At 68.5% G+C, this 26,617-nt stretch carries 20 protein-coding genes; 3 read left to right on the top strand and 17 right to left on the bottom strand.

Annotated features, from left to right (window positions below; genetic code table 11):
• The 4 genes from NDR87_RS37550 to NDR87_RS35075 form a co-directional block, all read right to left on the bottom strand.
• Positions 1 to 6,107 (bottom strand): type I polyketide synthase (locus NDR87_RS37550; RefSeq protein WP_286014407.1); only part of this gene is annotated, 6,107 nt, incomplete at its 3' end.
• Between the two features lie 170 nt (positions 6,108 to 6,277).
• Complete coding sequence (locus tag NDR87_RS35085) at positions 6,278 to 6,808, bottom strand: LmbU family transcriptional regulator (RefSeq protein WP_251918258.1); 531 nt, start codon at positions 6,806 to 6,808, stop codon at positions 6,278 to 6,280.
• Between the two features lie 311 nt (positions 6,809 to 7,119).
• Positions 7,120 to 9,438: an efflux RND transporter permease subunit gene (locus NDR87_RS35080; RefSeq protein ID WP_251918257.1), complete on the bottom strand. Its 2,319-nt coding sequence runs from the start codon at positions 9,436 to 9,438 to the stop codon at positions 7,120 to 7,122.
• A 358-nt stretch (positions 9,439 to 9,796) separates the two neighbouring features.
• Entirely contained in the window at positions 9,797 to 11,245 is a 1,449-nt protein-coding gene (locus NDR87_RS35075; RefSeq protein WP_251918255.1) for an FAD-binding oxidoreductase, read from the bottom strand.
• A gap of 110 nt (positions 11,246 to 11,355) precedes the next feature.
• Here NDR87_RS35075 and NDR87_RS35070 point away from each other — a divergent pair, with 110 nt between their 5' ends.
• On the top strand, positions 11,356 to 11,964 hold the full coding sequence (locus tag NDR87_RS35070; RefSeq protein ID WP_251918253.1) for a TetR/AcrR family transcriptional regulator: 609 nt from the start codon (positions 11,356 to 11,358) through the stop codon (positions 11,962 to 11,964).
• A 25-nt stretch (positions 11,965 to 11,989) separates the two neighbouring features.
• Complete coding sequence (locus tag NDR87_RS35065) at positions 11,990 to 12,673, top strand: NAD(P)H-binding protein (RefSeq protein ID WP_251918251.1); 684 nt, start codon at positions 11,990 to 11,992, stop codon at positions 12,671 to 12,673.
• Positions 12,674 to 12,701: 28 nt separating this feature from the next.
• On the opposite strand, the gene NDR87_RS35060 is transcribed toward NDR87_RS35065, so the two are convergent.
• Entirely contained in the window at positions 12,702 to 13,529 is an 828-nt protein-coding gene (locus NDR87_RS35060; RefSeq protein ID WP_286014423.1) for a response regulator transcription factor, read from the bottom strand.
• Between the two features lie 196 nt (positions 13,530 to 13,725).
• Here NDR87_RS35060 and NDR87_RS35055 point away from each other — a divergent pair, with 196 nt between their 5' ends.
• Complete coding sequence (locus NDR87_RS35055; RefSeq protein WP_251918249.1) at positions 13,726 to 14,433, top strand: response regulator transcription factor; 708 nt, start codon at positions 13,726 to 13,728, stop codon at positions 14,431 to 14,433.
• 37 nt (positions 14,434 to 14,470) lie between these two features.
• On the opposite strand, the gene NDR87_RS35050 is transcribed toward NDR87_RS35055, so the two are convergent.
• The 12 genes from NDR87_RS35050 to NDR87_RS34995 are packed head-to-tail and all read right to left on the bottom strand — an operon-like array spanning position 14,471 to position 26,532.
• Positions 14,471 to 15,853, bottom strand: coding sequence for an NDP-hexose 2,3-dehydratase family protein (locus NDR87_RS35050; RefSeq protein WP_251918248.1), 1,383 nt, complete (start codon positions 15,851 to 15,853; stop codon positions 14,471 to 14,473).
• Positions 15,850 to 16,971, bottom strand: coding sequence for a DegT/DnrJ/EryC1/StrS aminotransferase family protein (locus NDR87_RS35045; protein ID WP_251918245.1), 1,122 nt, complete (start codon positions 16,969 to 16,971; stop codon positions 15,850 to 15,852). Before NDR87_RS35045 ends, NDR87_RS35050 begins: the two co-directional genes overlap by 4 nt.
• Positions 16,940 to 17,860, bottom strand: coding sequence for a glucose-1-phosphate thymidylyltransferase RfbA (rfbA, locus tag NDR87_RS35040; protein ID WP_251918243.1), 921 nt, complete (start codon positions 17,858 to 17,860; stop codon positions 16,940 to 16,942). The genes NDR87_RS35045 and rfbA overlap by 32 nt, the downstream gene beginning before the upstream one ends.
• Positions 17,857 to 18,732: an alpha/beta hydrolase gene (locus NDR87_RS35035; RefSeq protein WP_251918241.1), complete on the bottom strand. Its 876-nt coding sequence runs from the start codon at positions 18,730 to 18,732 to the stop codon at positions 17,857 to 17,859. The genes rfbA and NDR87_RS35035 overlap by 4 nt, the downstream gene beginning before the upstream one ends.
• The gene (locus NDR87_RS35030) at positions 18,729 to 20,216 is read right to left on the bottom strand and encodes an FAD-dependent monooxygenase (protein WP_251918239.1); all 1,488 of its coding nucleotides are present in this window, start codon (positions 20,214 to 20,216) and stop codon (positions 18,729 to 18,731) included. Before NDR87_RS35030 ends, NDR87_RS35035 begins: the two co-directional genes overlap by 4 nt.
• Positions 20,201 to 21,673: an FAD-dependent monooxygenase gene (locus NDR87_RS35025; RefSeq protein WP_251918237.1), complete on the bottom strand. Its 1,473-nt coding sequence runs from the start codon at positions 21,671 to 21,673 to the stop codon at positions 20,201 to 20,203. Before NDR87_RS35025 ends, NDR87_RS35030 begins: the two co-directional genes overlap by 16 nt.
• Before the next feature lie 16 nt (positions 21,674 to 21,689).
• Positions 21,690 to 22,634: an aromatase/cyclase gene (locus NDR87_RS35020; protein ID WP_251918235.1), complete on the bottom strand. Its 945-nt coding sequence runs from the start codon at positions 22,632 to 22,634 to the stop codon at positions 21,690 to 21,692.
• Positions 22,635 to 22,655: 21 nt separating this feature from the next.
• Positions 22,656 to 23,447 (bottom strand): SDR family NAD(P)-dependent oxidoreductase, encoded by a 792-nt coding sequence (locus NDR87_RS35015; RefSeq protein WP_251918233.1) that lies wholly within the window; start codon positions 23,445 to 23,447, stop codon positions 22,656 to 22,658.
• 12 nt (positions 23,448 to 23,459) lie between these two features.
• Positions 23,460 to 23,717, bottom strand: a complete 258-nt coding sequence (locus NDR87_RS35010; protein ID WP_251918231.1) for an acyl carrier protein — start codon at positions 23,715 to 23,717, stop codon at positions 23,460 to 23,462.
• Between the two features lie 12 nt (positions 23,718 to 23,729).
• Positions 23,730 to 24,938, bottom strand: a complete 1,209-nt coding sequence (locus NDR87_RS35005) for a ketosynthase chain-length factor (protein WP_251918229.1) — start codon at positions 24,936 to 24,938, stop codon at positions 23,730 to 23,732.
• The gene (locus NDR87_RS35000; protein ID WP_308212191.1) at positions 24,935 to 26,206 is read right to left on the bottom strand and encodes a beta-ketoacyl-[acyl-carrier-protein] synthase family protein; all 1,272 of its coding nucleotides are present in this window, start codon (positions 26,204 to 26,206) and stop codon (positions 24,935 to 24,937) included. The genes NDR87_RS35005 and NDR87_RS35000 overlap by 4 nt, the downstream gene beginning before the upstream one ends.
• Before the next feature lie 2 nt (positions 26,207 to 26,208).
• Positions 26,209 to 26,532, bottom strand: coding sequence for a TcmI family type II polyketide cyclase (locus tag NDR87_RS34995; RefSeq protein ID WP_286014405.1), 324 nt, complete (start codon positions 26,530 to 26,532; stop codon positions 26,209 to 26,211).
• Positions 26,533 to 26,617: the final 85 nt, after the last annotated feature.

Genomic DNA, 26,617 nt, shown 5'->3' with positions numbered 1-26,617 from the left:
TCCGACAACCGCTCCAACACCAACACACCCAAACCCTCCGACCACCCCGCCCCATCCGCACCCTCCGCGAACGACCTACACCGACCATCAACCGACATCGCACGCTGCCGCGAAAACTCCACGAACACAGTCGGTGTCGAATTCACGGTGACCCCGGCCGCGACCGCCATCCCGCATTCGCCGCGCCGCAGCGACTGCGCGGCCAGATGCACCGCGACCAGCGAGGAGGAGCAGGCCGTGTCGACCGTCAACGCGGGGCCGGTCAGCCCGAAGGTATAGGCCACCCGCCCCGACAACACACTGCCCGCCGAACCCACCGCCCAATATCCGCCGAGATCGGGACGGGTGCGTGCCAACAGTTCGTAATCCTGATACATCACACCGGCGAAGACGCCGGTATCGCTGCCCCGCAACGACTCCGGATCGATCCCCGCATCCTCCAGCGCCTCCCACGTACCCTCCAACAGCAACCGCTGCTGCGGATCCATCGCCAACGCCTCCCGCGGACCCACACCGAAGAACGCCGCATCGAAATCGCCCACATCCGAGAGGAATCCACCGGTCCGCGCATAACTGGTACCGGGATGGTCCGGATCCGGGTGGTACAGCGCCTCGACATCCCACCCGCGGTCGTCCGGGAACTCCGTCACCGCGTCGACGCCTCGATCCACCAACTCCCACAGCGCCTCCGGTGACCGGACGTCGCCGGGATACCGGCAGGCCATCCCGACCACCACGATCGGATCCACATCCGTCGCAGCCGAACCGACGCCGCCGCGCGATGGCGCCTGCCGCGGCGTGGCGGGCTCGATGAGCTCGAGCAGATAGGTCGCGAGGGCGTGTGGGGTCGGATAGTCGAAGACCAGGGTGGGCGAGAGGGTGAATCCGGTGGTGGCCGCCAGACGATTGCGGAACTGCACGGCGGCCAGCGAATCGAAACCCAGGTCCCGGAAGGCGCTTTCGGGATCGATCCCGCGCGCGTCGCGATGGTGCAGGACCGTGGCGACCTCGTCGAGCACCGCCCGCAGCAGCTGATCCTCCCGCTCCTCGGCGGGCAGACCGGCCAGCCGAGTCCGCAGCCGCGCACCGGATTCGCCGCGCGTATCGCCGGGGGGAACCAGTCCCGCGAGCACCTCGGGCAGCGCACCGAGGCGAGCCTGCGCTCGCAGCGCGCCCATATCCAGCCGGACCGGGCAGAGCGCGGGTGTCGTGCGCGACAGCGCGGCATCCAACAGCGCCAGGCCCTCGTCGACGGACAGGGCGGCCACACCGAGGTCGGCCAGGCGCGCGATGTCCAGCTCCCCCAACTGCTGTGTCATGGCGGTGTCCTGTTCCCAGAAGCCCCACGCGAGCGCGGTGGCGGCCTGCCCGGCGACCTGCCGCCACTGCGCCAGCGCGTCCAGGAATACGTTCGCCGCCGCGTAGTTCGCCTGTCCGGGTGCGCCGACCACACCGGCCACCGACGAGAACAGCACGAATCCGGCCAGGTTCAGATCTCGGGTGGCCTCGTGCAGATGCCACGCGCCATCCACCTTGGCGGCCAGTACCCGATCGAGTTGCGCCGCGCTCATCGACGCGATCACGCCGTCGGCCAGGACACCCGCGCAGTGCACGACCGCCCGAAGCGGGAACTCGTCACCGATCGAGGCGACCAGCTCGTGCACGGCGGCCCGATCGGTCACGTCGCAGGCCGCGAGCCGCACGCGCGCGCCGAGCTCGGTCAGTTCCGCCGACAGTGCCCGCGCCGCCGCGCTCGCGCCGCCGCGGCTGGCCAGTACCAGCGATCGCACGCCGTGTTCACGCACCGCGTGCCGGGCCACCTGTGCGCCCAAACCGCCTGCGCCGCCGGTGATCAGCACGGTGGACTCGGCATCGAACACCGGGGCCGCCGGAACGGTCGCCGGAGCGTGCCGCAGTCTGGGGACCCGGATGTGGCCGCCGCGCACCGCGACCTGTGCCGCGCCCGCGCCCGCGGCCAGTTCCACCTCGCGCCACCACCGTGCGGGATCGTCGACCGGGTCGAGTTCGAGGTCGGCGAGCACCAGCTGGTCCGGATGTTCGGCCTGTGCGCTGCGCACCAGACCCCAGATCGCGGCGGTCGCAAGATTCGGCGCCACATCCTTTTCCACCGCCATCGCCCGGGTGGTCACGATCATCAGGCGGGTATCGGCATGCGCGGTCACCGGAGCGGACAGCCAATCCTGCAGCAGCTCCAGGGTCTGCCGCGTCACCGCGTGGACCGCCCCGGGAACGTCCGTGTCCGCGGGGGCGACGATCGGGGCGACGACCACCGCGGGCGGCGACGCTCCCGCCGCGACGTCCGCGACCAGCGCGGCGAGATCGCGATAGCGTTCGGCCGTGCCCGACGAGATCTCTTCCAGCGCAACGGATTCGGTGATCAGCGCAAGGGAATTCGCAGGGCGTGCCGAGCTCGGTTCGGCAGCCGTCCAGTCCAGCGTGAACAGCGAATCGGCGCGCTGTGGACGGGCCGCCCGCAACTGCTCGACGGAGACCGGCCGAATGGACACCGAGTCCACCGTCAGCGCGGCGCGGCCCCGCCCATCGGTGGCCACCAGCGCGACGGATGCCGGACCGGTCCGGGTCAGCCGCACCCGCAGCGAGTGCGGGTCGGCTTCGGGGTACATCCGCACCCCCGACCACGAGAACGGCAGTGCCACAACCGATTCCGCGTCATCGTCCGCAACCAGCACCGCATGCAGCACGGCGTCCAACGCCGCGGGATGCACCCGGAAGCCCGCGTCCCCGGCCGTGTCGACCTCGGCGAAGACCTCGTCGCCGCGCCGCCGCACCGACCGTAAACCGCGAAACGCCGGACCGTAGCCCACCCCCCGCACCGCCATCGCCGAATACCATTCGCCCACAGCGATATTCACCGCGTCCTCGGGCGGCCGGACGTCCCAGTCGGACGCCGCGTCCGACCCACCGGTGGTCAGCGTGCCGCTGGCATGACGCGTCCAGCCGCCCTCGAGCACGTCGGCCCCGGAGTACACCTCGAATTCGGCCCGGCCGTCGGCATCCGGTTCACCGACCCACAGCTGCACGGCGACCGTGCCGCCGACCGGGACGATGAGCGGGGCTTCGAGGACCAGTTCCGCCACGACCGGACAACCCACCCGATCCCCCACGGCGGCAGCCAATTCCACCAGCGTGGTACCGGAGATCACCACCTCGCCGAAGACGGTGTGATCGGCCAGCCACGGATATCGATCGATCGACCAGCGCCCGGTCGACAGCCACCCGGAACCGTTGGCCAGCCGCACCGATCCGGCCAGCAGCGGATGTTCCTCCGGGCGCATGCCCAGCGCCCGCGCGTCGCCGCCGTCGTCACCGGTGACCCAGAAGCGCTCGCGGTCGAAGGCATAGGTTGGTAGGTCCACGCGCCGCGCCGACCGACCGGCGAACAGCACCGGCCAGTCGACCCGCGCGCCGACCACGAACGCCTCGGCGAGGGCGGTCAGCATGCGCCGCGGGTCACCCGCGCCGCGCTGCAGGGTCGCCGTCACGCCCGCGCGGGCGCCGATGTCGGCGATCGTCTCCTCGGTGCCGAGGGTGAGGAGCGGATGCGCGCTCACCTCGATGAGCACATCGTGTCCCGAACCGAGCAGCGCCCGGACGCCCGCGGCGTACCGTACCGGCTCACGCAGGTTCCGGTACCAGTATCCGGCGTCCAGCGTCGAGGTCCGCGCGGCCGCGCCGTCGACCGTGGAGTAGAAGGCGGTCTCCGTCGCCCGCGGCCGGATCGTCGCCAGTTCGCGAATCAGCCTGTCTTCCAAATTCGTCACGGCCGCCGAATGGGCGACGAAGTCGACGCCCGGCACCATCCAGCGCATGATCCCGGCGCGGGCCAACCGGCGTTCGAAGGTCGCCAGCACCTCCGGTTCACCCGCCACCACGACCGATCGCGGGCCGTTGACCGCGGTGATCGCGATGCGCTCGGCGTCTCCGTTCAGCATGGATCGCACCGTCGCCTCGGATTCGACGATCGACAGCATCGCGCCGCCGCGGTCGACCTCGTGCTGAATGAGTCGGCTGCGCACGGCCACGATGCGCGCGGCATCCTCGAGCGACAGCGCCCCGGCCACACACGCGGCGGCGATCTCACCCTGCGAGTGCCCGATCACCCCGTCCGGACGCACACCGAACGACTCCCACAGCCCCGCGAGCGACACCATCACCGAGAACAACACGGGCTGAACCACATCCACGCGATCCAACGACGGCGCGCCCGGCTCGCCGCGCAATACCGCCGCCAGCGACCAATCCACATGCGGCTCCAGCGCTTTCGCGCACTCCTCGATCCGCGCCGCGAACACCGGCGAGGAGTCGAGCAGATCGACCGCCATCCCGGCCCACTGCGCACCCTGCCCCGGAAAGACGAAACCCACCCGGCCGGACCGGTCGGCCTGGCCGGTGATCACCTGCGCGGTCCCCGCGGGTGAGCGCTCCTCGATCACCGCGTCCAGACCCTCGAGCAGTTCCTCGCGATCCGCGCCGACGATCACCGCGCGAAACCGGAGCGTCGCCCGCGTCGTCACCAGCGACCAGGCCACATCCACCGGATCCAGCCCCGGCTCGGCCAACACGCGCTCGCGCAGTCGCCGCGCCTGGTTTACCAGCGCCGCAGCGGATTTCGCGGACAGCACCCACGCCAGCGGTGCCGCCGTGAACGGCGAGCTCGCATCCGAGACCGGCACGGGTGCCGGTTCGGGCGCCTGTTCGACGATGACATGGGCATTGGTGCCCGACACCCCGAACGAGGACACCGCGGCCCGGCGCGGACGGTCGGCCTTGCGCCACGGCCTGGCCTCGGTCAGCAGCGCGACGCCCGCCTCCGCCCAGTCGACCTTGGTCGTCGGCGTATCCACATGCAGGGTCCTGGGCAGCTCACCGTGCCGAATGGCCATGATCATCTTGATCAGTCCGGCCATCCCGGCGGCGGCCTGACTGTGGCCGATATTGGATTTGATCGAGCCGAGCCACAGCGGGTCACCGGAGCGCCCGCTCCCATAGGTCGCGATCAGAGCCTGGGCCTCGATCGGATCGCCCAGCACCGTCCCGGTGCCGTGCGCCTCCACGGCGTCGACATCGGTGGTCTTCACTCCGGCATCGGCCAGGGCCGCCCGGATCACCCGCTCCTGCGACGGACCGTTCGGCGCGGTCAAACCGTTCGACGCGCCATCCTGATTCACTGCCGAACCCCGCACTACACCCATTACCCGATGCCCGCGACGCTGAGCCTCCGACAACCGCTCCAACACCAGCACGCCCAGCCCCTCGGACCAGCCGGTCCCGTCGGCACCCTCGGCGAAGGACTTGCACCGGCCGTCCGGTGACAGGCCGCGCTGGCGTGAAAACTCCACGAACACACCGGGAGTCGCGTTCACTGCGACACCCGCGGCCAGCGCCAACTCACATTCGCCCCGCCGAAGTGACTGTGCGGCAAGGTGAACCGCGACCAGCGACGAGGAGCAGGCGGTGTCGATCGTCACCGCTGGGCCGGTCAACCCGAATGCATACGCCACCCGACCCGACAGCACGGCCGCGGCCGTCCCGATACCCCAGTACCCGCCGAGATCGACGGCGCTGGAGCGAGCGATATGGCTGTAATCGGAGGTCGATCCGCCGATGAACACCCCGACCTCGCCGCCGTGCACTGACATGGGATCGATGCCCGCGTCCTCGAACGCAGCCCAGGTTCCCTCGAGCAACAACCGTTGCTGCGGGTCCATCGCCAGCGCCTCGCGCGGAGCGACACCGAAAAACGCGGCATCGAATTCCGTGGCCCCGGCGATGAAGCCGCCCGAGCGCGCATAGGTCGTCCCCGGATGATCGGGGTCGGGATGGTGGATCGTATCCAGGTCCCAGCCACGATCGGCCGGAAAATCCGATACCGCGTCGACACCGTCGCGGACCAGCCGCCACAATTCATCCGGCGAATCGACACCACCCGGATACCGGCAGGAAATTCCCACCACGGCGATCGGCTCATGCGCTCTTTCGACATTTTCGTCGATTTTTCGGCGTGCCGCCCGCAGCTCGACCGTGACCCGCTTGAGGTAGTCCAGCATCTTTTCGTCGTCCGCCATGGATCACCGCACCTCGAATCACCTGTGAACAGCGGGCAGCTCCCGGCGTCCGAAGCTACCGCATTGCCGGATATCGTCGCAAAATCTCCCGACGTCGGGAGATTCAGAAATGCCGAGGCCGCCACCCGCATCCGCGGGCGGCGGCCTCGGCACCTCGGATCAGCGCGGGACTATGCCGATTTGAGCCCTTTCTCATGGGACAGACCGCGCTCGGCCAGATGGAAACCACAGTTGGGACAGACGGGCGTGGGGTCCGTGATATGCCCGCTCTCCTCGACCGCGGGTTCCATCCGATTCTTCCGGCTCGCCGAGCCGCCGGACAACCGGCGACGCTCGGCGCGCAGCAATTCCCGCAGGCCGCGCACGGACAGCTGGGAGTCCTCCGCGTGCCGCAGCCATCGGTCCTGGTCGTGGACCTCCAGCGCCGCAACCTCTGCGTGATGGCTCCACGAGAGTCTTTCTCTGCGTCGCCGCTGCTCGAATCGGGAAGCGACATAGGCCATATTCATCAAACTCTGCACATCATAGCCGGTGATACGCGCCGCGCGCGAATATTTTTCACCGAACTTGACATTTCCGTAGTTGACCCAATCGCCGATCCACCAGGCCGCGGCCCGCCCGATCGTACCGAGCTGCTCACCGTGGCGAAGCCATTCTTCGCACTTCATCGTCGCGGTCGGTTGCCAGGCGACAGCGCTCACCGCCACCCCGCCACGTTTGGCCCGGGCAACCGATGCCGGTAGGTCTCGATGTGAAGGCTCGTGCATTACACGCCCCCTTCTGATATTGCAGGACTAACACGTCTACGGCACAGCGAATCGGAATACGAAGAATAGGGTTCACGTCATTCTCGCCAACACAATCTCTGCCGAATATCAACCCTCGGCCCCTGCCATGTTACGGAGGACTACCCCGGGTTTCAAGAATTCTGTGTTACATTCAGATAATTTTACTCAGAAATAAGCATGGCAATACCCAGATAATCGGGGCTGTCGTTTCGTGCTCCACCATTTCATCGGTCCGCACCCCGCACGCCGGTGCCGACCACGGCCGGTTCCGGCGGGCCGGATCTCGGCGGGCCCGTACGGGCCAACGGGTTCCACCAGTTCCAGCGGCCCATCAGCTGCATCGCGGCGGGCACCAGCACGACCCGCACCACCGTCGCATCGATGGCGACCGCGACCGCGAGGCCGATACCGAGTTGCTGGATCGGCATGATCCCGGCGAAGCCGAAGGCGCCGAACACGACGATCATCAGCAGGGCCGCGCCGGTGATCATCGGTGCGGTCCGGCTCATACCGCGGGCGACGGCGAGCCGGTTGTCGCCGCCGGACAGATACTCTTCGCGCACCCTGCTGAGCAGGAACACCTCGTAATCGGTACTCAGGCCGACGATCAGCGCCAACACCACCAGGGGATCGATGAAGAACAGCGCACCGGCGTGCCCCAGGCCCAGCCACTCGGGCAGCCAGCCGAACTGGAAGATCACGACCATCACGCCGAACGTCGCACCCGCGGTGAGCACATTCGCCACAATCGCCTTGAGCGGCAGGAAGACCGAGCGGAAGGTGCCCAGCAGTACCAGGTAGACGGCGACGAGCATGAGACCGAACACCCACGGCAGGGTGCGGGCGATCTCGCGGTTGGAATCGTCGCCGCGGGCGGTCTCGCCACCCACCGCCGTCGTCATCGACTGTACTGCCGCGGCCCGGTCGCGGACACGGTCCAGCAGGCGCGTGGTCGCATCGTCCGAACTGCGGTGCGCCGACACCACCTCCACGACGAACGTCCGGCCGTCGCGGGCGACGTAGCGGTGCACCCCAGCGCGGGCATCGGGCGGAATTCGGTCCAGCACAGCCGGTTCCAGGGCGGCCCGCGGATCGGACGGGGCGATCGCCCGCAGCGCGGGCAGCGCCGACCCGACCGCCGCGACATCCGGCAGCCCACCCACGTCGGCGACGAACCGCTCGAGTTCGGCGAAGGCCGCGGCGTCGGGGGCGCGGGCGTCGCTGTCGAACACCACCACGATCGGCGTCGCCACGCCGGGACCGAATTGCTCCGCGACCAGATCCGCGCCGCGCGTCACCGGCGATGCGGCGGACAGGATCCGGGCGTCGGGGGTGAACAGTTTCATGCTCACCGTCGGAATCGCCAGCAGCAGCAGGATGACGATGCCGATGGTCAGGAAGGTCGCGGGACGATTCATCACCCGCAGCGTGATCCGATGCCACCGGCTCGATTCCGCATCCGATTCGCGGTGCAGCCACGACTCGGGCAGCCGGATCCGTCCGGCGTCGATACGCCTGCCGAGCAGATGCATCAGCGCGGGCAGTAGCAGGAGGGCCACGAGCATGGCCAGCACCACCGCGAGCACCGCGCCGATGGCCAGGGAGACGACCGTCGACAGCGGGACGATGAACAGCGCGGCGACCGCGACCACGATGGTCAGCGCCGAGGCGATCACCGTATGCCCGGCCGTCGCCACCGTCCGCGTGACCGCGGCGGACACGTCCCGCCCCTGTGCCAGTTCGGATTTGAAGCGTTTGAGCATCACCAGCGCGTAGTCGACACCGACGCCGAGCCCGAGCATGACGATGATGTTCTTCGCGAAGATGTTGAGCTGCATCACCTGGGCGAGCAGGTCGAGCAGCCCGAGCGCGAGCACGATTCCGGCCATCGTCGTGACCAACGCGACCGCGGTGGCGGCCACACTGCGGAACAGCAGCAGCAGGACGATCACGATCAGCGGCAGCGCGAGCAGCTCCGCCTTCGCCAGGCCGGTCGCGCTCTGCTCGGTCAACTCGCCCTGGAAGGCCTGGATACTCACCAGCGAGACGTCGAGTCCGGCTCCGGCGAAGCGGTTCTCGAGATCCTTCTGGATGGCGGGGAGCGTCGTGGTCGCGGCCGCGTCGTCGAGCCCCAGTCCGATCGAGGTGACCACCGTGCGGTGATCCTTGCCCAGGAAGCCGTCCCGGTCCCCCGGCGCCTGCGTGCTCCAGCCGAAACTGCTGGTGACCTCGAGGCGCGGATCGCTGGCCACCGCGTCGAAGACCGCACGGGCGCGATCGTCGAATTCGGCGCTGCCCGCCTCGTTTCGCCGATCGTGCACGATGAGAACCGCGCTGGTCGGCCCGCGTCCCTCGAAACCGCGCGCCAGCAGGGCGTCGGTGCGGACGCTGTCCGCGGCGGCGGGCGGGCCGGAGCCGTTGCTCAATCGGTCACCGACCGCACCGGCGCCGAGCGCGCCCGCACCGAGCAGCGCCACCCAGACCACTATCAACAACCACTTCCGCCGCGCGGCGAAACCGGCAACGACCTCCGGCCAGCGCAACAGCCACTCCTAACCGTTCGCAGGGATGTGGGTCGTCGCACGACCCACGACGAACACGGCGCTTCACCTCCGCATCGCACGTTCCGGCAGTTGCACTGCCGGACAGACTGATTCGGGTTTCAACAACTGGAGCCACGCAGCGAGCCACGGAGAACGAGGTGGTGGTGAGCATCGGGATCCGTTGCACCGCAATGCCAGGACTCGGGAAGCAAACCTTTCGTACCTCGCCCCCGCCGGACGGCCGGCTCCTTTGATCACCGTAACACGTTTCACACCAAATAGTTTCGTTGATAGATCAGATGACTAACTCCCGCTTCCGATCTTGACAGATCCGGTTGAGGGAAGTAGTTGTCCGCGATCAGCGACCGGCGGTACCGTTCAGCACCGGGAAGTTGGACCGGAACAGGTCCTTCGGATCCGAGCGACGTTTGATGTCACGCAGGCGGTTCAGCGTGTCCGAGCCGAACGCGTCCGCGGCCGTCTGCCGCGGGCCGAGCAGGGTCCGGGGCGTTCGCCGACTCCGGGACTGTTCGAGGGCGCCGAGAAATTTCGCCACCCGGTCCTCGTTCGCGGCGGCGGCCGCGGGCGCCGGCTGGACCGCGATCAGCCCGAGGTAGTACGGCGCGGTGACCGCACCCGCCGCACTGTCGGACGGCCGCGCGAGCGCGCCGCCGAGATGGCGGACCTGCACGCCGACCAGCGGATCCATCGGCTCGGCAAGCAGATTCACGGCATCGGCGTCGGTGAGCGCGGTCAACAACTCGATGTGCGAGCTGATCGGACTGGGATCGGTGGGCTCGCCCACGATGGTCCCCAGCTCGGCTGGCGGCATGCTTCGCCGGGTGTCGCGCAGGCGTCCCTCGATGCGGTCGAGGGGACGCAGCAGGGTCTCGGCCGCGCCCGCCTCGCCGAGGTAGGTCAGGTCGACCGCGACCATCGGCGGGGCGTCCGGGACGCGCAGCAGGCTCCACCACAGCGTCAGCTCGTCCGGCGCGGACGCGGTGATCTCCCGGAACGCCGCCAGCACCCGCGCGGCGAGGGCCACCGGCCACACCATCTTGCCGCCGTAGAGCGCGGGGGCCGGATGCAGATCGAACTCGGTCGCGGTGATCAGCGCGTGGTCGCCGCCGCCACCGCGCAGTGCCCAGAACAGTTCGGGATCCGAGGTTTTCGTCACCCGCCGCGCCGTGGCGTCGGCGTCGACGATGTCGAAGGCGGTCACGCTGTCGGACGCCCAGCCGAAGCGCCGGGCGAACCAGCTGAGCCCACCGCCGAGGGTGTACCCGGTGACGCCAACCGCGGGCGAGCTGCCCGCGACACCGGTCAGGCCATGCCCGCTCGCGGCCGCCTGCACCTGCCCCCAGCTCACGCCCGCACCCACCCGCGCCGAGCGGGTGGCGGGATCGATCCGGAGCTCGTTCAGCGCGCGCGTCCGCACCAGTATCGTCCCGTTCACCGCGGCCGACGGGTTGTGACCGTTGGGCTGCACCGCCAGGTCGCGACCCGTGTCGCGGGCGTAGCGAACCAAGGCCACCGCATCATCGGCGTCGGCCGGCTCCACCACCGCGCGCACCGACTGGTCGACCGTCAGATTCCACGGTGTCCTGGCCCGATCGAAGCCCGCGTCACCGGGCAGCAGCACCCGCCCCCGCACCGCCGACCGCAACCCGCTGTCGTCGGCGGGCTCGGCCCGCTCCGCACCGCCGACGGGACTGCAGGCCGCCACCGCAAGTCCCCCGCCGATCGCGAACAAGTGGCGACGAGACAGCTCGAACCGCCTGCTCCATCCACCCTGACCTGCACTCACCTGGTCTCTCCCATCCGTCGTATTTACGAAACGATACAGTCTCATTTCGTTTTTCAAATACGATACAAGACACACTTGTTTCGTAAGTCCGCAGCGGTTAGGCTGACCGCGTGGTGTCAGAACAAGACGGCGAGAACAAGCCGAAGCCGACCGGCCGCCCCCGGGATCCGGAGCGGGATCGGATGCTGCTCGCCGCGGTCGCCGAGATCCTCCCGGAGGTCGGCTACGACCGAATGACCATGGACGCCATCGCCAGCCGGGCAGGCGCCGGGCGGGCCACCGTCTACCGGCGTTGGAAGGACAAGGCCGAACTCGTCCGCGACGCCATCCAATCCTTCGGCTGGGACGAGCCCGTGCCCGATACCGGCAGCCTGCGCTCGGACCTGCTGGCCGTGGGCGCCATGTATCTGGACCGCAGCAGTCCGCGCGACGCGATGCTGTCGGCCATCGCCTCCGCGGTCAATCGCGATGCGCGGCTGCGCGAAACCGTCGAGCGTGTCATCGCCGAGCCGCGCCGGGCCGCCTACACCGCCATCGTCGAACGCGCCCGCGAGCGCGGTGAGATCGCGCCCGAGGCCGATACCGAACTGATCGCCCACATCGTCCCGGCCATGGTGTTCTATCGCCTGCTCGATCAGGCCGGTTCGGTGGACGGCGCATTCTACGAACGAATCATCGACTCGCTGGTCGTTCCACTGCTCACCGGACATTCCCGGTAGCGGAGAAATCGAATAGGAGCAACGGGTGAAATTCACCGTTTTCGGTGCCGCGGGGCGGACCGGACTGCACGTCGTCAAGCAAGCGCTCGACAAGGGCCACACCGTGACCGCCGCGGTGCGCCGACCCGAGGAATTCCCGTTCACCGACCCCGGATTACAGGTCGTCCGCGCCGACGCGCGCGATATCGATTCCGTCGAGCGGGCGGTGGTCGGACATGACGCGGTGATCTCGGTGCTGGGCGGAACCTATACCAGAAAGCCGGTTTCGGTGTTCTCCGAGGGCCTCGGCTGCATGATCAAGGCGATGACGACCCACGACGTGCGGCGGCTGGTGTGCGTCAGCTCGGTCTGTGTGGCCGGGAAGGCCGCTCCCGGCGAGACTTTCATGTTCCGGACGGTGCTGCTCCCGCTGCTGCTCACCCTGGGCCGCACCGCCTACTACGACATGGGCCGCATGGAACATCTGGTCCGCAACAGCGGCCTGGACTGGACCATCGTCCGCGCCTCGGGCCTGTTCGACGGCTCCCGGATCACCAACTACACCATCGCGCCGTCGAGCATTCCGGGCCGCTACACCTCGCGGGTGGATCTGGCCGACGCCCTTGTTCGGGAGGCCGCCGAGAACCGCAATGTCGGCAGGTGTGTCGACGTCGTCACCATCGAGGGGACTCCGCGACCGACCGACGTCTTCCGCCGCGACCGGAACTGACACGGTGGCAACGGCTTCCGGCGCGCGGTCAGCCCGTCTCCGCCATGGGATTCGGCGGGGCGGCGGACCAGTGCGCCTCGCAGACCAGTTTGAAGCCGACCCCGCGGACCGACACGATCCATTCGCTGAGGCCGAGTTTGGCGCGCAGGCTGCTGATATGGGTGTCGGTGGTGCGCCGCGACCAGGTGTGGCCCCAGACCGTGCGCATGATCTGCCCGCGGGGCACCACCTGGCCGCAGTACTCCGACAGCAGCACCAACAGGTCGAACTCCTTGCGAGTCAGCTCGATTCGGCGGTCGTATACCGTGACCTCGCGGGCACGCACATCGATGCGCAGCGGCCCGTGTTCGAAGGTCGGCTCCGCGACGGCCAACCGGTTCGACCGGCGCCATATCAGGGCGTCGACCCGGGCCGCGAACTCGGCCAGATGGTAGGGCTTGGCGGCGTAGTCGTCGGCGCCGGCCTGCAGCGCCAGCACACAGTCCAGCTCCGACTTGCGTTCGGCCGTCGCGATGATCGGCACGCTGTCGTCGGCGACGACTCGGCAGACATACAGCCCGTCCACATCCGGAAGCTCCAGGTTCACGACCACCAGATCGCAGTCGCCCGAACCCTCGATGGCCTCCGTTCCGGATTCCGCCTCTGTCACCGTATACCCGTGACGCACAAGGTATCTCGCCAATTCCGTTCGAGACGCCACATTTCCGTCCGCGATCAGAATTCGCTGTCCGGCGAGCCATCGATCGAATTGCACGTGGAACACCCCCCGAGGTTTCTTGCAGTCGAACAGGCGACCAGGGCAATCGCGCCCCGCGTGGAACGTCCGCCGCACCGAGAGTCGCCACGACGGCGGCATCGCCGACAGTACCACACGGTAGCCTTCGCCGTACGACGGTGAAATGCCCTGCCTACAAGGCACTTTCACCCGAACGGAGGACAAAGGAAGTAGGGTCTCGACAACGATGGGGCCGCAATCGATTCGGCTGGGGGTGGGCACCGATAACGCGATGCATCGAATGCACGGACGGTAGCGATTTGTTTTGGAGGGGTTGATGGGATTGCGTTGCGTGGAAGCCGACCAGCGTTCGGTGACCCACAACATTTTGCTTGCCGAAAGTAACAAGACCGATCGGGATTCGCTCAGCGAACGACTGGCAAGACATGGCTACACGGTCACCGCAGTCGACACCGCGGGCGACGCACTGGAGCGCTATCACGCGGCCGACCTGGTAATGCTCGATTTGGACCTGCCGGATCTGGAGGGTATCCAGCTCTGCCGCGCGATCCGGGAGGCCAGCGTGGTTCCGATCATCATCGTGACCGCTCGGGAGTCGGATCTGGACCGGGTGCTCGGATTGCGCGCCGGCGCAGACGATTACATCACCAAGCCCTACGGCACGCGGGAGCTGATCGCGCGCGTGGAGGCGGTATTGCGCAGATTCCATCCCGCCCAGTGGCATCCGACATCCGCGCCCGCGGATCGCATTCAGCACGGGTCGCTGTCGGTCGATGTCGCCAATCGGCGGGTCGAATTGGTGGGCCGCCCGGTTCGGTTGACCCGCAAGGAATTCGATCTGCTGGTGCTGCTTGTCGCGAACCCCGGTCAAGTGATCGAGCGCAGCACCATCGCGGAGGAAATCTGGCACGGGTCGATGTCCGGCCGGACCATCGATACCCATATCAACAGTCTCCGCCGGAAAATCGGAAACGGCGAGTGGATCGCCACCGTGCGCGGAATCGGTTTCCGTTTCGTCGCCTGAGGAATACCGGCGCCCCCGCGGGCGCCGGTATCGCATTTCACATCTGATGCGCGAAATCGCGATTGAGTGAGACGGCCCCCGCGTTCAGGTTCGCGAGCAGGGTCCGGGCCTGAACATTCAGATAGTGCCCGTGCCCCGCGAACCAATTCAACTGCGCGGGGGTAGCCCAGCAATAGCCAGGCGGGGGTGTGAGCGGCAGATCTGCCTCGACGAACATATAGCGACTCTCCGCGTTGAGAAACCGACCACCCTCCTCGGAATGCACGACGTCGTAGCGGATTCGGTCCCGCGTGGCACCCAGCACCACCTCCAGAAAAGGTGGCAGCCGATCCCAGTTCGACGGCACACACTGCACGGTCGGCGCCAATTCGACGGTGTCGAGAAAACCCGCCTCCACCTTCGCCTGCACCAGCACGTGCGGTACACCGTCGATGCGGCGGAAGACGAAGGCAGCGATCCCCTGTCCGATCGGTTCGAACAGTGGCTGCGTCCACGCGGTGACCTCCCGATTGCCCGCCTGGACCGCGACCGCGACGAGCCGGAAGAACTTCTCGTCGGCCCGGCCGAGCTGGGATTCACCGCGCTCCCAGCCCGCCACCTCGGCCAGCGGCATCCGCTCGGCCTGCACATCGTGGCGGGCCCGCTCAGCGGTGAACCAGGATTGCAGTTCGGCATCCGAATGCAGTGCCACCGCGCCGGTCCCGTTCATCGGGAAGGTCGCGATCACGGTGCGCGAATCCATGTTCACGACATTGTCCGCGCGCAGCAGGCGGCCGATCTGCCCCAGGGTGAGCCAGCAGAAATCGGGATGCACCGCGACGTCGTCGACGGTCTCCACCAACATGTTTCGATTCGATTTGCGGTAGAACCACGCGCCGTGCTCGGATTGCAGCACATCGGCGAGTACCCGGCACGCACCGGGTCGGGTGAAATGCGAGAGGTATCGCACCGCGCCGCCGCGATGCACCCCGGTGTAGTTGCTGCGGGTGGCCTGAACGGTCGGCGACAGCTGCAGCAGGTTGCGGTTGCCCGGTTCCATCTTGGCCTGCATCAGAAAGTGCAGCACCCCGTCGAATTCCTTGGCGAGGATGCCCAGGATTCCGACCTCGGGCTGCACGATGATCGGCTGCTGCCACTCCCCCGCCGTGCCCTCGTCCACCCGCACCGACAAACCCTCGACGCTGAAGAACTTGCCGGTGCGATGCCGCAGGTTCCCGGTATCGGAGGCGAAATACCAGGAATCCAGCTCTCGGAAGGGAATACGCCGCACCTGGAAACGGTTGGCCGCCGCCCGCTCGGCCAGCCAGTCCGGAAAATCCGCGGTCCGCAGCCACGCTCCCGCGTCGGTGGCCGCCGCGGACAACGCCAACCGATCGGACAGATCCTCGTTGGAGCGGGTCCGTACCGACCGCGTGATCACAGCCCCGCCAACGTATTACGCAATGCCTCGATGACGCGGTCCTGGTCGGCCTCGGTGAGCGCCGGATACATGGGCAGCGAGAAGATTTCGTTCGCCAGCCGCTCGGTGACCGGCAGCTGTCCCGTGCGCCAGCCCAGGTGCGCGAAGCCGGACATGGTATGCACCGGCCACGGATAACTGATGTTCAGGAAGATGTCGTGTTCGCGCAGTGCCTCGATGATCGCGTCCCGCCGCGGGTGGCGCACCACATAGACGTAATAGACGTGGGTATTGCCGGGATTGGTTGCGGGAAGCAGCAATCCGTGCGATTCGGCCAGATCGCCGAGGCCCTCACGATAGCGCTGCGCGACCGCGTTGCGTCCGGCGATGTAGTCGTCGAGGCGGCCCAGCTTGCGGCGCAGGATCTCGGCCTGCAGTTCGTCCAGTCGCGCATTGTGTCCGGGCGTGCGGACCACGTAGTAGACCCGGTCCATGCCGTAGTACCGCAGCTGTTTCAGGTTGCGGTCGACCGCCTCGTCCGCGGTGATCACCGCACCGCCGTCGCCGTAGGCGCCGAGCACCTTGGTCGGATAGAACGAGAAGGCCGCCGCATCGGACATGGTGCCCGCCAGGCGACCCCGGTAGCGGGCGCCGTGAGCCTGGGCGCAGTCCTCGACGATCGCGATGCCGTGTTCGGCGGCCAGCCGCCGCAGCGGATCCATATCGACGCATTGACCGTACAGATGCACGGGCACAATGGCCTTCGTACGCGGGCCGATCGCGGCGGCGACCTGGTCGGTGTCCATCAGGTAGTCCTCGGCCCGCACGTCGACGAAGACCGGGGTCGCGCCCGTTCCCACGATCGCGACGACCGTGGGTGCGGCGGTGTTGGATACCGTGACGACCTCGTCGCCGGACCCGACCCCGATCGCCTCCAGCGCCAGCTGCACCGCGTTGGTACCGTTGTCGACGCCGGTGCAGTGCGCAACACCGTGGTAGGCCGCGAACTCGCGCTCGAATCCGCGCACACTGTCGCCGAGGATCAGCTGACCGGATTCGAAGACGGTGTGCACCGCGTCGAGGACGTCCTCCTTCTCCTTCTGGTATTCAGGCAGGTAATCCCACACTCGGATGGTCATCGGACACTCCTGTCGTAGTTCCGGCGGCCGCGGCGACATCCATGACGTAGCGGCCGTAGGGTGATTTGGCGAGTCGCCTGCCGAGCCGATGGCACGATTCGCTGTCGATGTAGCCCATGCGTAACGCGATCTCCTCGATGCAGGCGATGCGTACGCCCTGGCGGCGCTCCATGATCTGCACGTACTGCCCGGCCTCGATCAGAGCTTCGTGGGTTCCCGCGTCGAGCCAGACGAAGCCGCAGCCCAGCGGCACCAGACGAGCGCGGTGCTGCGCCAGAAAGGCTCGGTTCACGTCGGTGATCTCGAGTTCGCCGCGCTCGGACGGCTTCAGATCCTCGGCGATGGCCACCACGTCGTTGTGGTAGAAGTACAGCCCGGTGACCGCGAGGTTCGACCGCGGTTGCGCCGGTTTCTCGACCAGGCCGCGCAGCGTGCCGTCGGCGTCGAGATCGGCGACCCCGTACCGTTCGGGGTCGTGCACCGGATAGCCGAACAGGACGCAGCCGTCCACCGCCCGGCTGTTCGTCTGCAGCACCTCCACGAAGCCGGGGCCGTGGAAGATGTTGTCGCCCAATACGAGAGCGACCGAATCGTCCCCGATGTGCTTGCGCGAGACCAGGAACGCGTCGGCCAGCCCCCTCGGCTTTTCCTGTTCGGCGTAGCTCAGGCACAGACCGAGCTCCGACCCGTCGCCGAGCAGCATCCGGAAGCGCGGCAGATCCTCGGGGGTGCAGATGATTTCGATATCGGTGATACCGGCCAACATCAGCACCGAGAGCGGGTAGTAGATCATCGGCTTGTCGTAGACCGGCAGCAACTGCTTGGACACCACGCGGGTGACCGGATGCAGCCGGGTGCCGCTGCCCCCGGCCAGGATTATCCCTTTCACGCGCCTCCCTTCCGCAGCAGGCAGTCCTCGAGGAATCCGAGAGCGCGCAGGTGATAGGTGCGCGCGGCCCAGCCGAGGCTGATGTTGTGTCCGGCCTCGGCCTGCCGCTCCACGATCACCCGCGGCGCGGCTGTGAAGTGAGCGCGCAACTCCCGCAGGGTCTTCGGGTCGTGCCGCCACAGCGACTCGTGCTCGGCGAAGGTGAACCGGACGGGTACCGCGACCCCGCGCGCGACGCGCGGGAAGATCGTCGGCCAGCGCAGCGGCTCGACCAGTTCCGCGCTCGGAACAGGCGCGACGGCCGCCACGCCGGGCCGGAAGGTGGACGGCGGATACAGCCGCAGCGGTCCCCAACTGCGCAGCGCCCGCCGCCGGGGATCGCGCACCCGCAGAATATCGGGCGGATGCCGGTACCCGCAGCCCGAAATGTCCACGCCCAGTAGATGTTCCGGGGCGTTCGCGCCCGCGGCCAGCTGTAGGGCCAGCATGCCGCCGAAGGAGTGGGCCAGCAAGAACAGCCCGCCGCCGATATCCTCCGCGGCGGCGAATCCGCGCAGCGCGGCGCGCAGCGTGCGCACCTGCGCGGCCATCGGCTGCCCTTCGGGTAGTTGCGCCTGGGAGCGGCCGTAGCCGGGCCGATCCACGGCGAGCACGGTGTAGCCCAGTCGCGCACCGAGGGCCAGCAGCGATACCGCGGGTGTGGCCTGGCCGTCGAAATAGCCCGCGCCCGCGCCCGCGCCGTGCAGTGCGACCACGGTCGCCCGGGGTGGCCGCTGTTCCGGGTGACTCACCAAGGCGGACAGCGTGATTCCGTCGGCCTCCAATGTCACCCGGCGGACTCCGGCGGAGTGGCTCAGCTCGGCGGTGGTCACCGGGCCGCCGCCCGATCGAGCGGGACGCTGGAGTCGCCGAACCAGCCGCGCAACGCCTCGGCCAGCGACGCGGTGTCGTGAGCGCGGTCGGTCGCCCAGGCCACATAACCGTCGGGGCGAATCAGCGCGGCCCGCACCCCGCCCAGTCCCGCGCGGTCCTCGGGCTCGACGGCGACGATCGTCACCGAATCGCGCCACGGCTCGACCGCCGCCGCGACATCCGCGCCCGAATCCAACAGTACCCAGCGCGCGGGATGCAGCAGTTCGGTGGTCGTGGTCGTGCCCGTTGCGGTGCGCAGTGGACGCGGCGGAATTCGCCTTCCCGCCAACGGATGACTGCCATGCTCGACCGGATAGCGGATGTCGAGCCCACTCACCGTGCCCGCCAGATGCGCCCTGACCTCGGCGTGGTCGATCAGCTCGGTGAACAGGGCACGCAGCGGATCCGCCTCGTCACCGGTGAGGTACATCATGCCCTGCACCTGAGTGTTTTCCAGCAGCCGCCGTCCGACGGGGTGGCGTTCGGCATGGTAGGTGTCGAGCAGCTCCGCGGCGGCCCGCCCGCACACCACCGCGCCGAGTTTCCAGCCCAGGTTGGCCGCGTCCTGCACGCCGGTGCTCAAACCCTGCCCACCGGCCGGTAGATGGATATGGGCCGCGTCGCCCGCGAGAAACACTCTGCCCCTGCGATATTCGGCGACCTGCCGAGTGGCGTCGGAGAACGAACTGGCCCACGCGGCGCTGCCGTGCGCGATCGACTCCCCGGTTATGCGTTCCCAGGCGGCGGCCAGTTCGGCGAAATCGACCGGCGCGCCGCGGTCGACGGCGGGAGCGCCACGCTCGCAGAGCACCACCCGGTCCACGCCTGATCCCAGTGGCATGGACATGACCATGCCGCCGGGCAACCGCTCGCCCAGGTAGCGCGGCCGGATATCGCAGCCGATCACGTCGGCCAGATACATCCCGCGCGTGGCCGGCATGCCCGAGAACTCGAATCCACCCAGCTTGCGAATCGTGCTGTGGCCGCCGTCGCAACCGACCAGATAGCGGGCGCGCAGCGTGATTTCCCGGTCCGCCGCCAGTGCCGTAACCGCTACGGCCGCACCATCGTCGGTCAGGCCGCGCACCGTCACACCGCGCCGGATGTCCGCGCCGAGATCGTTCGCCCACCGTTCCAGCACCGACTCGGTCTGCGACTGTGGGACGCCGCGGGAGCCGAAGTGGCAGTCCGCGAGTTCGGTGTAGTCGAATACCAGCCCGCCGAAATGGCCCATCGCACTGGTTTCCAGCGCGCCGAACGCCGCGAGCAGCCCGCGCTGGTCGAAGGTCTCCATGGCGCGGGCGGTGAAGCCGAGCCCACGCGATTGCCTGCTCGGTTGTGACAGCTGTTCCAGCACGACGACTTCCGCGCCGGCCAGGCGCAGTTCGCCCGCGAGCATCAGTCCGGTCGGCCCAGCGCCGACCACGATCACATCGGTGTCCACGTCTCCCCCTCTCCTGTCCGCGCCGCCCCGAACCAGCGCCCGAGCACGGCCTCCAGATCCGCACCCGCGGCGCCGGCCCAGGCCACATGGCCGTCGGGCCGCACCAGCACGGCGTCCGTGGCAGCCGGTCCGCAGCCCCGGACCGCGGCCACACCGACGCGATGCGACCACGGACCGGCGACCTTGTGCAGCGCGTCCAGCGGCTGCTCGCCGAAGCCGAGCACGAGGCCGCGACCGTCGCGCAGCAACGCCGTGGTCGAACTGCCCTCGCGCAGCAGTAGATCCGGCAGCCGCGCGCCCAGCAGCGGATGCTCGCCCGGTTCCGCGGGATAGCGCACGTCGACGCCGCTGATCATCCCGGCCAGATGCGCCCGGACCCGTTCCAGCCCGATCAACTCGCGCATCGTGGTCCGCAGCGCCTCGACTTCCGGACCGCCGAGGAGCAATTCGGTCTGGACTCGGATATTCGCCAGGACTCGTTCGCCCACCGCATGCCGCTCCCGGTGATAGCTGTCCAGCACCTCGTCCGGCGCGCCGCCGAGCACCGCGGCGAGTTTCCAGCCCAGATTCACCGCATCCTGCAGGCCCAGATTCAGGGCCTGACCGCCGCTGGGCATCTGCTGATGCGCGGCGTCGCCCGCGAACAGCACCCGGCCGCTGCGATAGTGCCGCACCTGCCTGCTGGCGTCGTCGAAGGCATTGACCCACAGCGGTTTTCCGTGCCCGATGTCCTCGCCGGTGACCTCGTGCCAGGCCGCCACGATCTCCGCGAAGTCCGGTTCGGCGGTGCGCCCGGCCGCGGCAGATCCGAAACGGTGCACCATGACCCGGGTGATTCCCGCAGGATTGCGGACCGCCGTGGCGAATCCGCGCTCGAGCCGCTCAAATCGCCGGTGCGCGATCTCGATTCCGGCCACATCCGCGCGCAGCAACTCGCGGGTGGCCGGCGAGCCTGCGAACTCGACGCCGCGGACGCGGCGCACGGTGGAGTCCATGCCATCGCAGCCGACCACGAAATCGGCTCGCAGCCGCCGTTTTCCGCCGCCGGTCTCGGCACAGACCTCGACGCCCCCGCCGTAATCGTCGACCGCGTCGACCCGCCAGCCGCGACGGATATCCGCGCCCAGGGCGGCGGCCCAGGCGTGCAACACCGCCTCGGTCCGGGTCTGCGGCACCTTCCACTGACCCGGAAACCGGCTTCCGACCACGAGATCGAGCGGGATCCCGCCGAAATGCCCGGTGCTCTCCTGCGGCGGGGTGCCGAGCTCGTCGAGCAGACCGCGGGCGTCGAAAATCTCCATCGTGCGCGCGTGCAGGGTCGAGGCCCGCGACTCCGTCGAGGGCAGCTCCCGCCGCTCCAGCACGGTCACCGCCGCGCCGCGCAGGCGCAGCTCCCCGGCCAGCATCAAGCCGACCGGGCCCGCGCCGACGACGACCACCTGCGTCTGTTCCGTCATTACGTCACCGCCCGGCTCAACCACGCTGCTCGGCAAAGGCTTTGGCGAGATTCAGCGTGGCCGTGCTGTTGGCGCCCAGGGCGCGGCGCACCATCACCTTCGCCTCGACGAGCGTCTTGTCCGCGCCCAGGACCGCGGGGATCCGCTCGGTCGCGATCGTCACCGTGTGCTGTGAGGTGGCCAGTACGCCGTCGGCGTCCTCGGTGAACGTCCAGCGTCCGGTGTGCAGCGACATCAGGGCGGGCAGGGTCACCTGCTTGTAGACGATCGAATGATGCGGGAACAGCACCCGATACGACTTGGTGGTGTGCACCGGGCCGTCACCGCTGCGGGTGTCCATCTCGAGCGACTGCAGCCCGGGCATCGGCTCCTCGAGCACCACCCGCGCCACATGCGGCAGCCGCTGCGACCACAGCTGCGCCTGATCGATGAAGGCGTACGCGTCGGCGGCCGTGCCGTCGATGCGCACCGAATCCTCGAAGGAGAAGGTGGCATCGGTTGTGCCCGTGGCGGATTCGACGCTCGCGCGCAGGCCCTTCAGCTCGCTGCGCGAATTGCGGTCCACCGCCTGATCGATCCAGGCCAGCCCCTCCGGATCGTCGTCGACGGCGCGGTAGCCGTGCAGCAACCGCACCCGCGAACGGTTGTCCGCCGTCGCCTCGATCAGCCAGGTGCCGCTCATCGAGGCCACCGGGGGCGCGGAAACCTCCTGCTGGAAGGTGATGGTGCGCTCGCCTCGATCGAGCACGCGCCGCGAGGTCCAGCTCTTGGCGGTGCCGTTGGCGGTCGCCCAGATTCGGATCCGCTCGGCGCCTTCGGATTTCTCCAGGTATTCGACGTGGATGGTCGGCCCGAAGATGCGCGGCCAAGCGGTGACGTCGGCGATCAGCCCGTAGACGGCGTCCGCGGGCGCGGCGATCTCGATCTCGTGTTCGACCTCGCGCACAATGCCGGTGGTCATCGAAACTCCTCGCTGTTCGACTCAGAAGTTGCCGAGCCCGCCACAGACGTTCAACGCCTGGGCCGTGATGGACGCGGCGGTATCGGAGGCCAGGTAGCCGACCAGTCCGGCCACCTCCTCCGGGGTGGAATAGCGCCCGAGCGGGATCTTCGCCTGAAACTGCGCGAGCACCTGCTCCTCGGTCTTGCCGTAGGCCGCCGCATAGCCCTGCCGCACCCGCGCGGCCATCGGCGTCTCCACATAACCCGGGCAGACGGCGTTGACGGTGATCCCGGTCGGCGCGAGCTCGTTGCCGAGCGCCTTGGTGAATCCGACGACGCCGTGTTTGGACGCCGAATACGGGGCGCCGAGCACCACGCCCTGTTTACCCGCGGTGGAGGCGATATTGATGATGCGGCCGCTGCTCTTGGCCCGCATGCCGCCGGTGGTGAGTACCTCGCGGGTCAACCGGAAGACGCTGGTGAGGTTGGTCGCGATGACGTCGTCCCACAGCTCGTCGGCGATCTCCGCGGTCACCCCGCCGCCGCTGCGGCCCGCGTTGTTCACCAGCACATCGATCGGTCCGAACCGGTCGACGGCCGATCGCACGAACTGCCGCAGTTGCTCACCCGACCGCACGTCCACCGCGTCGCCGTCGACCGTCAGATTCTCCTCGCGCAGCTGTTTCACCGTCGCGCTGACATTTTCGGCGGTGCGGGCGCCGAGGAACACCCGGTACCCGCGCCCGCCGAGCAGCCGGGCTACCGCGAGGCCGATGCCGCTGGTCGCGCCGGTGACCAGGGCCACCGGCCGGTCTGCGCCGTCGTTCGACATGATCTGCTCCCCTCAGGCCGCGGCCGACAGATGCGTGTTGACCGCGTCGATGAGCGAACGCGGCGTGGTGGCCGACAGCAGGGTGTCCTCGTCGAGCGAGATGCCGAATTCGCGCTCGATCCGGCCGCTGGCCTCCAGCAGCGCCAGCGAGTCGTAGCCGAGCTCGTCGAACTGCGTGTCCAGGATCGAGTCGGCGAATTGCACGCCCTCGTCACCGGCGGCCTCCAGCATGATCCGGCCCAGATCGGTGAGGGTGAAATGATGTGCCATGGTGTTACTTCCTTACGAGTGGGGGTTGGTCAGCACGAGCGCGGAATTGAATCCGCCGTGGCCGCGCGCCAGCACGAGCGCGGCGCGGATCGAGGCCGGACGGGACTCGGTCACAACCAGGTCCAGGCGGTGATCCCGATCCGGTTCGATGTGGACGGTCGGCGGGATGAGGCCGTGCCGCATGGCCAGCAGCGCGGTCACCACATCGAGCGGTCCGGCGCCGGAGTACAGGCGACCGGTCATCGTCTTGGGCGCGGTGACCGGGACGGCTTCGGGCCCGAACACCTCCGAGATCGCCCGCGCCTCGATGCGATCGAGTTCCGGCACGCCGGCGGCGTCGGCGAAGACCACGTCGATATCGCCGGGCGTGAGCCGGGCATCGGCCAGCGCCAGTTCGATGGCCTTGCGCAGACCCGGTGCGGCGGCGTCCCCGGCGGGGTCGAATGTGGCGGCGTAGCCGGCGATTTCGCCCGCCGACCGCGCACCGCGCCGGCGCGCGTGCTGGCCGGATTCCACGATCAGGATCGCACCGCCCTCACCCGGCACATGGCCGTCGGCCCGCGCGTCGAAGGGCAGATAGGCCTGCCCGGGTTCGTCGCTGGTGCTCAATCGCCCGCTCGCCAGCTGTCCCACCCAGCCCCACGGGCACAGCGCGGAATCCACCGCGCCGCTGACGATCGCGGCGCTGCCCTTGCGAATCGCCCGGCGCGCCTGCGCGATCGCGTCGAGGCCGCCCGCCTGATCGGTCACCAACGCCCCGCTGGGGCCCTTCAATCCGTTGCGGATCGCGATCTGGCCGCTGTTCACCGCGTAGAACCAGGCGAAGGACTGATACGCGCTGACGTACTGGCCGCCACGGCTCCACAGGTTCTGCAGTTCCCGCTGGCCGAAATCGAAGCCGCCGCAGGAGCTCGCGGTGATCACGCCGATCTCGTAGTCCGGCATATCGCTCGGCACGAGCCCGGCGTCGGCGAGCGCCCAGTCTGTCGCGGCCAGCGACAGCTGGGTCATCCGGTCGGTCTGCGGCAACAAGCGGCCCGGCAGATGGTCGGCCGCCTCGAAGCCCGGCACCTCGCCCACCAGCCGGGCCGGATAGCGGCTCGGGTCGAACCGCGACACCCGGGCGATCGCCGATTTGCCGGCAACCGTCGCGTCCCAGAAGGCTTCGGCGCCGAGGCCGTTGGGCGCCGCCACCCCGAATCCGGTCACCACCGCGGTCATGCGATCCTCCGCTCCGAGTCGGCCAGCACCATGGCGCTCTGGAAACCGCCGAAGCCGCTGCCGACGGTGAGCACGGCATCGGTGACGTGCTCGCGCGCGGTCAACGGCACATAGTCCAGATCGCATTCCGGATCCGGTGTGTGCAGATTGGCCGTCGGCGGAACGACGTTGTGCCGCATGGCCAGCACCGACGCCGCGATCTCGATGGAGCCGATCGCGCCGAGCGAATGCCCGACCATCGATTTGATCGAGCTCACCGGGATCCGGCGGGCGTGCTCGCCGAGGCTGCGCTTGAACGCCGCGGTCTCGTGCCGATCGTTCTGCTTGGTTCCCGAGCCGTGCGCATTGATGTAATCGATTTCGTCGCCGTTCATCTCGGCCTCGGCGAGTGCGACCCGGATGGCCTCGGCCATCTCGATGCCGTCGGCGCGCAGGCCGGTCATGTGATAGGCATTGCTGCGGGTGGCGTAGCCCGCGACCTCGGCATAGATCCGCGCACCGCGGCGCCGGGCCGCATCGAGTTCCTCGAGCACGAACATCGCGGCGCCCTCGGCGAGAACGAAGCCGCTGCGGGTACCGTCGAACGGGCGCGAGGCGGTCTCGGGCTCGTCATTGCGCGGCGTGGTCGCCTTGATGACGTCGAAGCAGGCCACAGTGATCGGCGAGATCGGCGCATCGGTGGCCCCGGCGATCATGACCTCCGCAGAACCCTCGCGGATCAGCTCGACCGCATGCCCGACCGAGTCGATGCCCGAGGTGCAGCCCGCCGAGATCACCGTGCTCGCCCCGCGCGCACCGATCGCGCCCGCCACCTCGGCGGCGAACGAACTGGGGACCAGCGCGTCGTACAGATGTGGCACGGCATAGTCGTGATCGACCAGATGCAGCCGCCCGGCGTCGCTGACCACGCGGTACTCCCAGTCCAGCGTCATGGTCGCGCCGACCGCGGTGCCCACCGTGACGCCCACCCGGTACGGATCGTAGGCGGAGACGTCGATTCCGGAGTCGGCCACCGCGTTTCGCGCGGCGACGACGGCGAACTGCGCCGCGCGATCCATGCGCCGGATCTCCTGCGGGGTCAGGCCGTGTGCCTCGGGATCGAAATCCACCTCGGCCGCGATCCGGGAGCGGAACGGCGTCGGATCGAAGAAGGTGATGCCGCGGGTCGCGGTGCGGCCCGAACTCAGCAGCTCCCAGAACGCGTCCCGGCCTACGCCGCCGGGTGCGAGCACCTCCACGCCGGTGATGACAACCCTTCTGCCGCTCACGATCACGCCGTCCAGTTGTAGAAGCGGGTCGCCATGGCATCGGCGGGCGAGCGCCAGGTCTTCGGGTCGTAGGGCGAGACGAACGGCCGCAGATCCGCGCTGATGCCGATGAACCGAGGATCGCTGCGGGCCTGGTCGATGCGCGCGCCGCCGTCGTCGGTGTCGAAATCCTGCAGGTGGAAATACAGGCCCTGGTAATAGAACAGCTGCCGCCGCCGGGTGCCCATGCGATGCGGCATATCGGTGCCGTCGAATTCGGCAAACAGGCCCGCGATATCGGTCTGCGCTTCAGAATTCATCCGAGCCACGATCAACGTGCTGTGCATCGGAAATTTCTCCTAACTCCGGCAATTCACCCTCGCTCACCATCATGTTGAATCGCTCGGCAAAGATTCAAGCTGCACACAGTCA

It is taken from the genome of Nocardia sp. CDC159 (assembly GCF_023740735.1).
GTDB lineage: Bacteria > Actinomycetota > Actinomycetes > Mycobacteriales > Mycobacteriaceae > Nocardia > Nocardia pulmonis.
Note: the sequence above shows the minus strand (reverse complement) of the source record. Positions and strands in the feature narration are given on the sequence as shown.

Bases quoted from the DNA above. Each gene is read 5' to 3' on its own strand.
- NDR87_RS35055 (WP_251918249.1), top strand. From the start codon at position 13,726: ATGGGATTGCGTTGCGTGGAAGCCGACCAGCGTTCGGTGACCCACAAC.
- NDR87_RS35020 (WP_251918235.1), bottom strand. From the start codon at position 22,634: ATGACCACCGGCATTGTGCGCGAGGTCGAACACGAGATCGAGATCGCC.
- NDR87_RS35025 (WP_251918237.1), bottom strand. From the start codon at position 21,673: ATGACGGAACAGACGCAGGTGGTCGTCGTCGGCGCGGGCCCGGTCGGC.
- NDR87_RS35045 (WP_251918245.1), bottom strand. From the start codon at position 16,971: ATGACCATCCGAGTGTGGGATTACCTGCCTGAATACCAGAAGGAGAAG.
- NDR87_RS35015 (WP_251918233.1), bottom strand. From the start codon at position 23,447: ATGTCGAACGACGGCGCAGACCGGCCGGTGGCCCTGGTCACCGGCGCG.
- NDR87_RS35005 (WP_251918229.1), bottom strand. From the start codon at position 24,938: ATGACCGCGGTGGTGACCGGATTCGGGGTGGCGGCGCCCAACGGCCTC.
- NDR87_RS35010 (WP_251918231.1), bottom strand. From the start codon at position 23,717: ATGGCACATCATTTCACCCTCACCGATCTGGGCCGGATCATGCTGGAG.
- NDR87_RS34995 (WP_286014405.1), bottom strand. From the start codon at position 26,532: ATGCACAGCACGTTGATCGTGGCTCGGATGAATTCTGAAGCGCAGACC.
- NDR87_RS35060 (WP_286014423.1), bottom strand. From the start codon at position 13,529: ATGCCGCCGTCGTGGCGACTCTCGGTGCGGCGGACGTTCCACGCGGGG.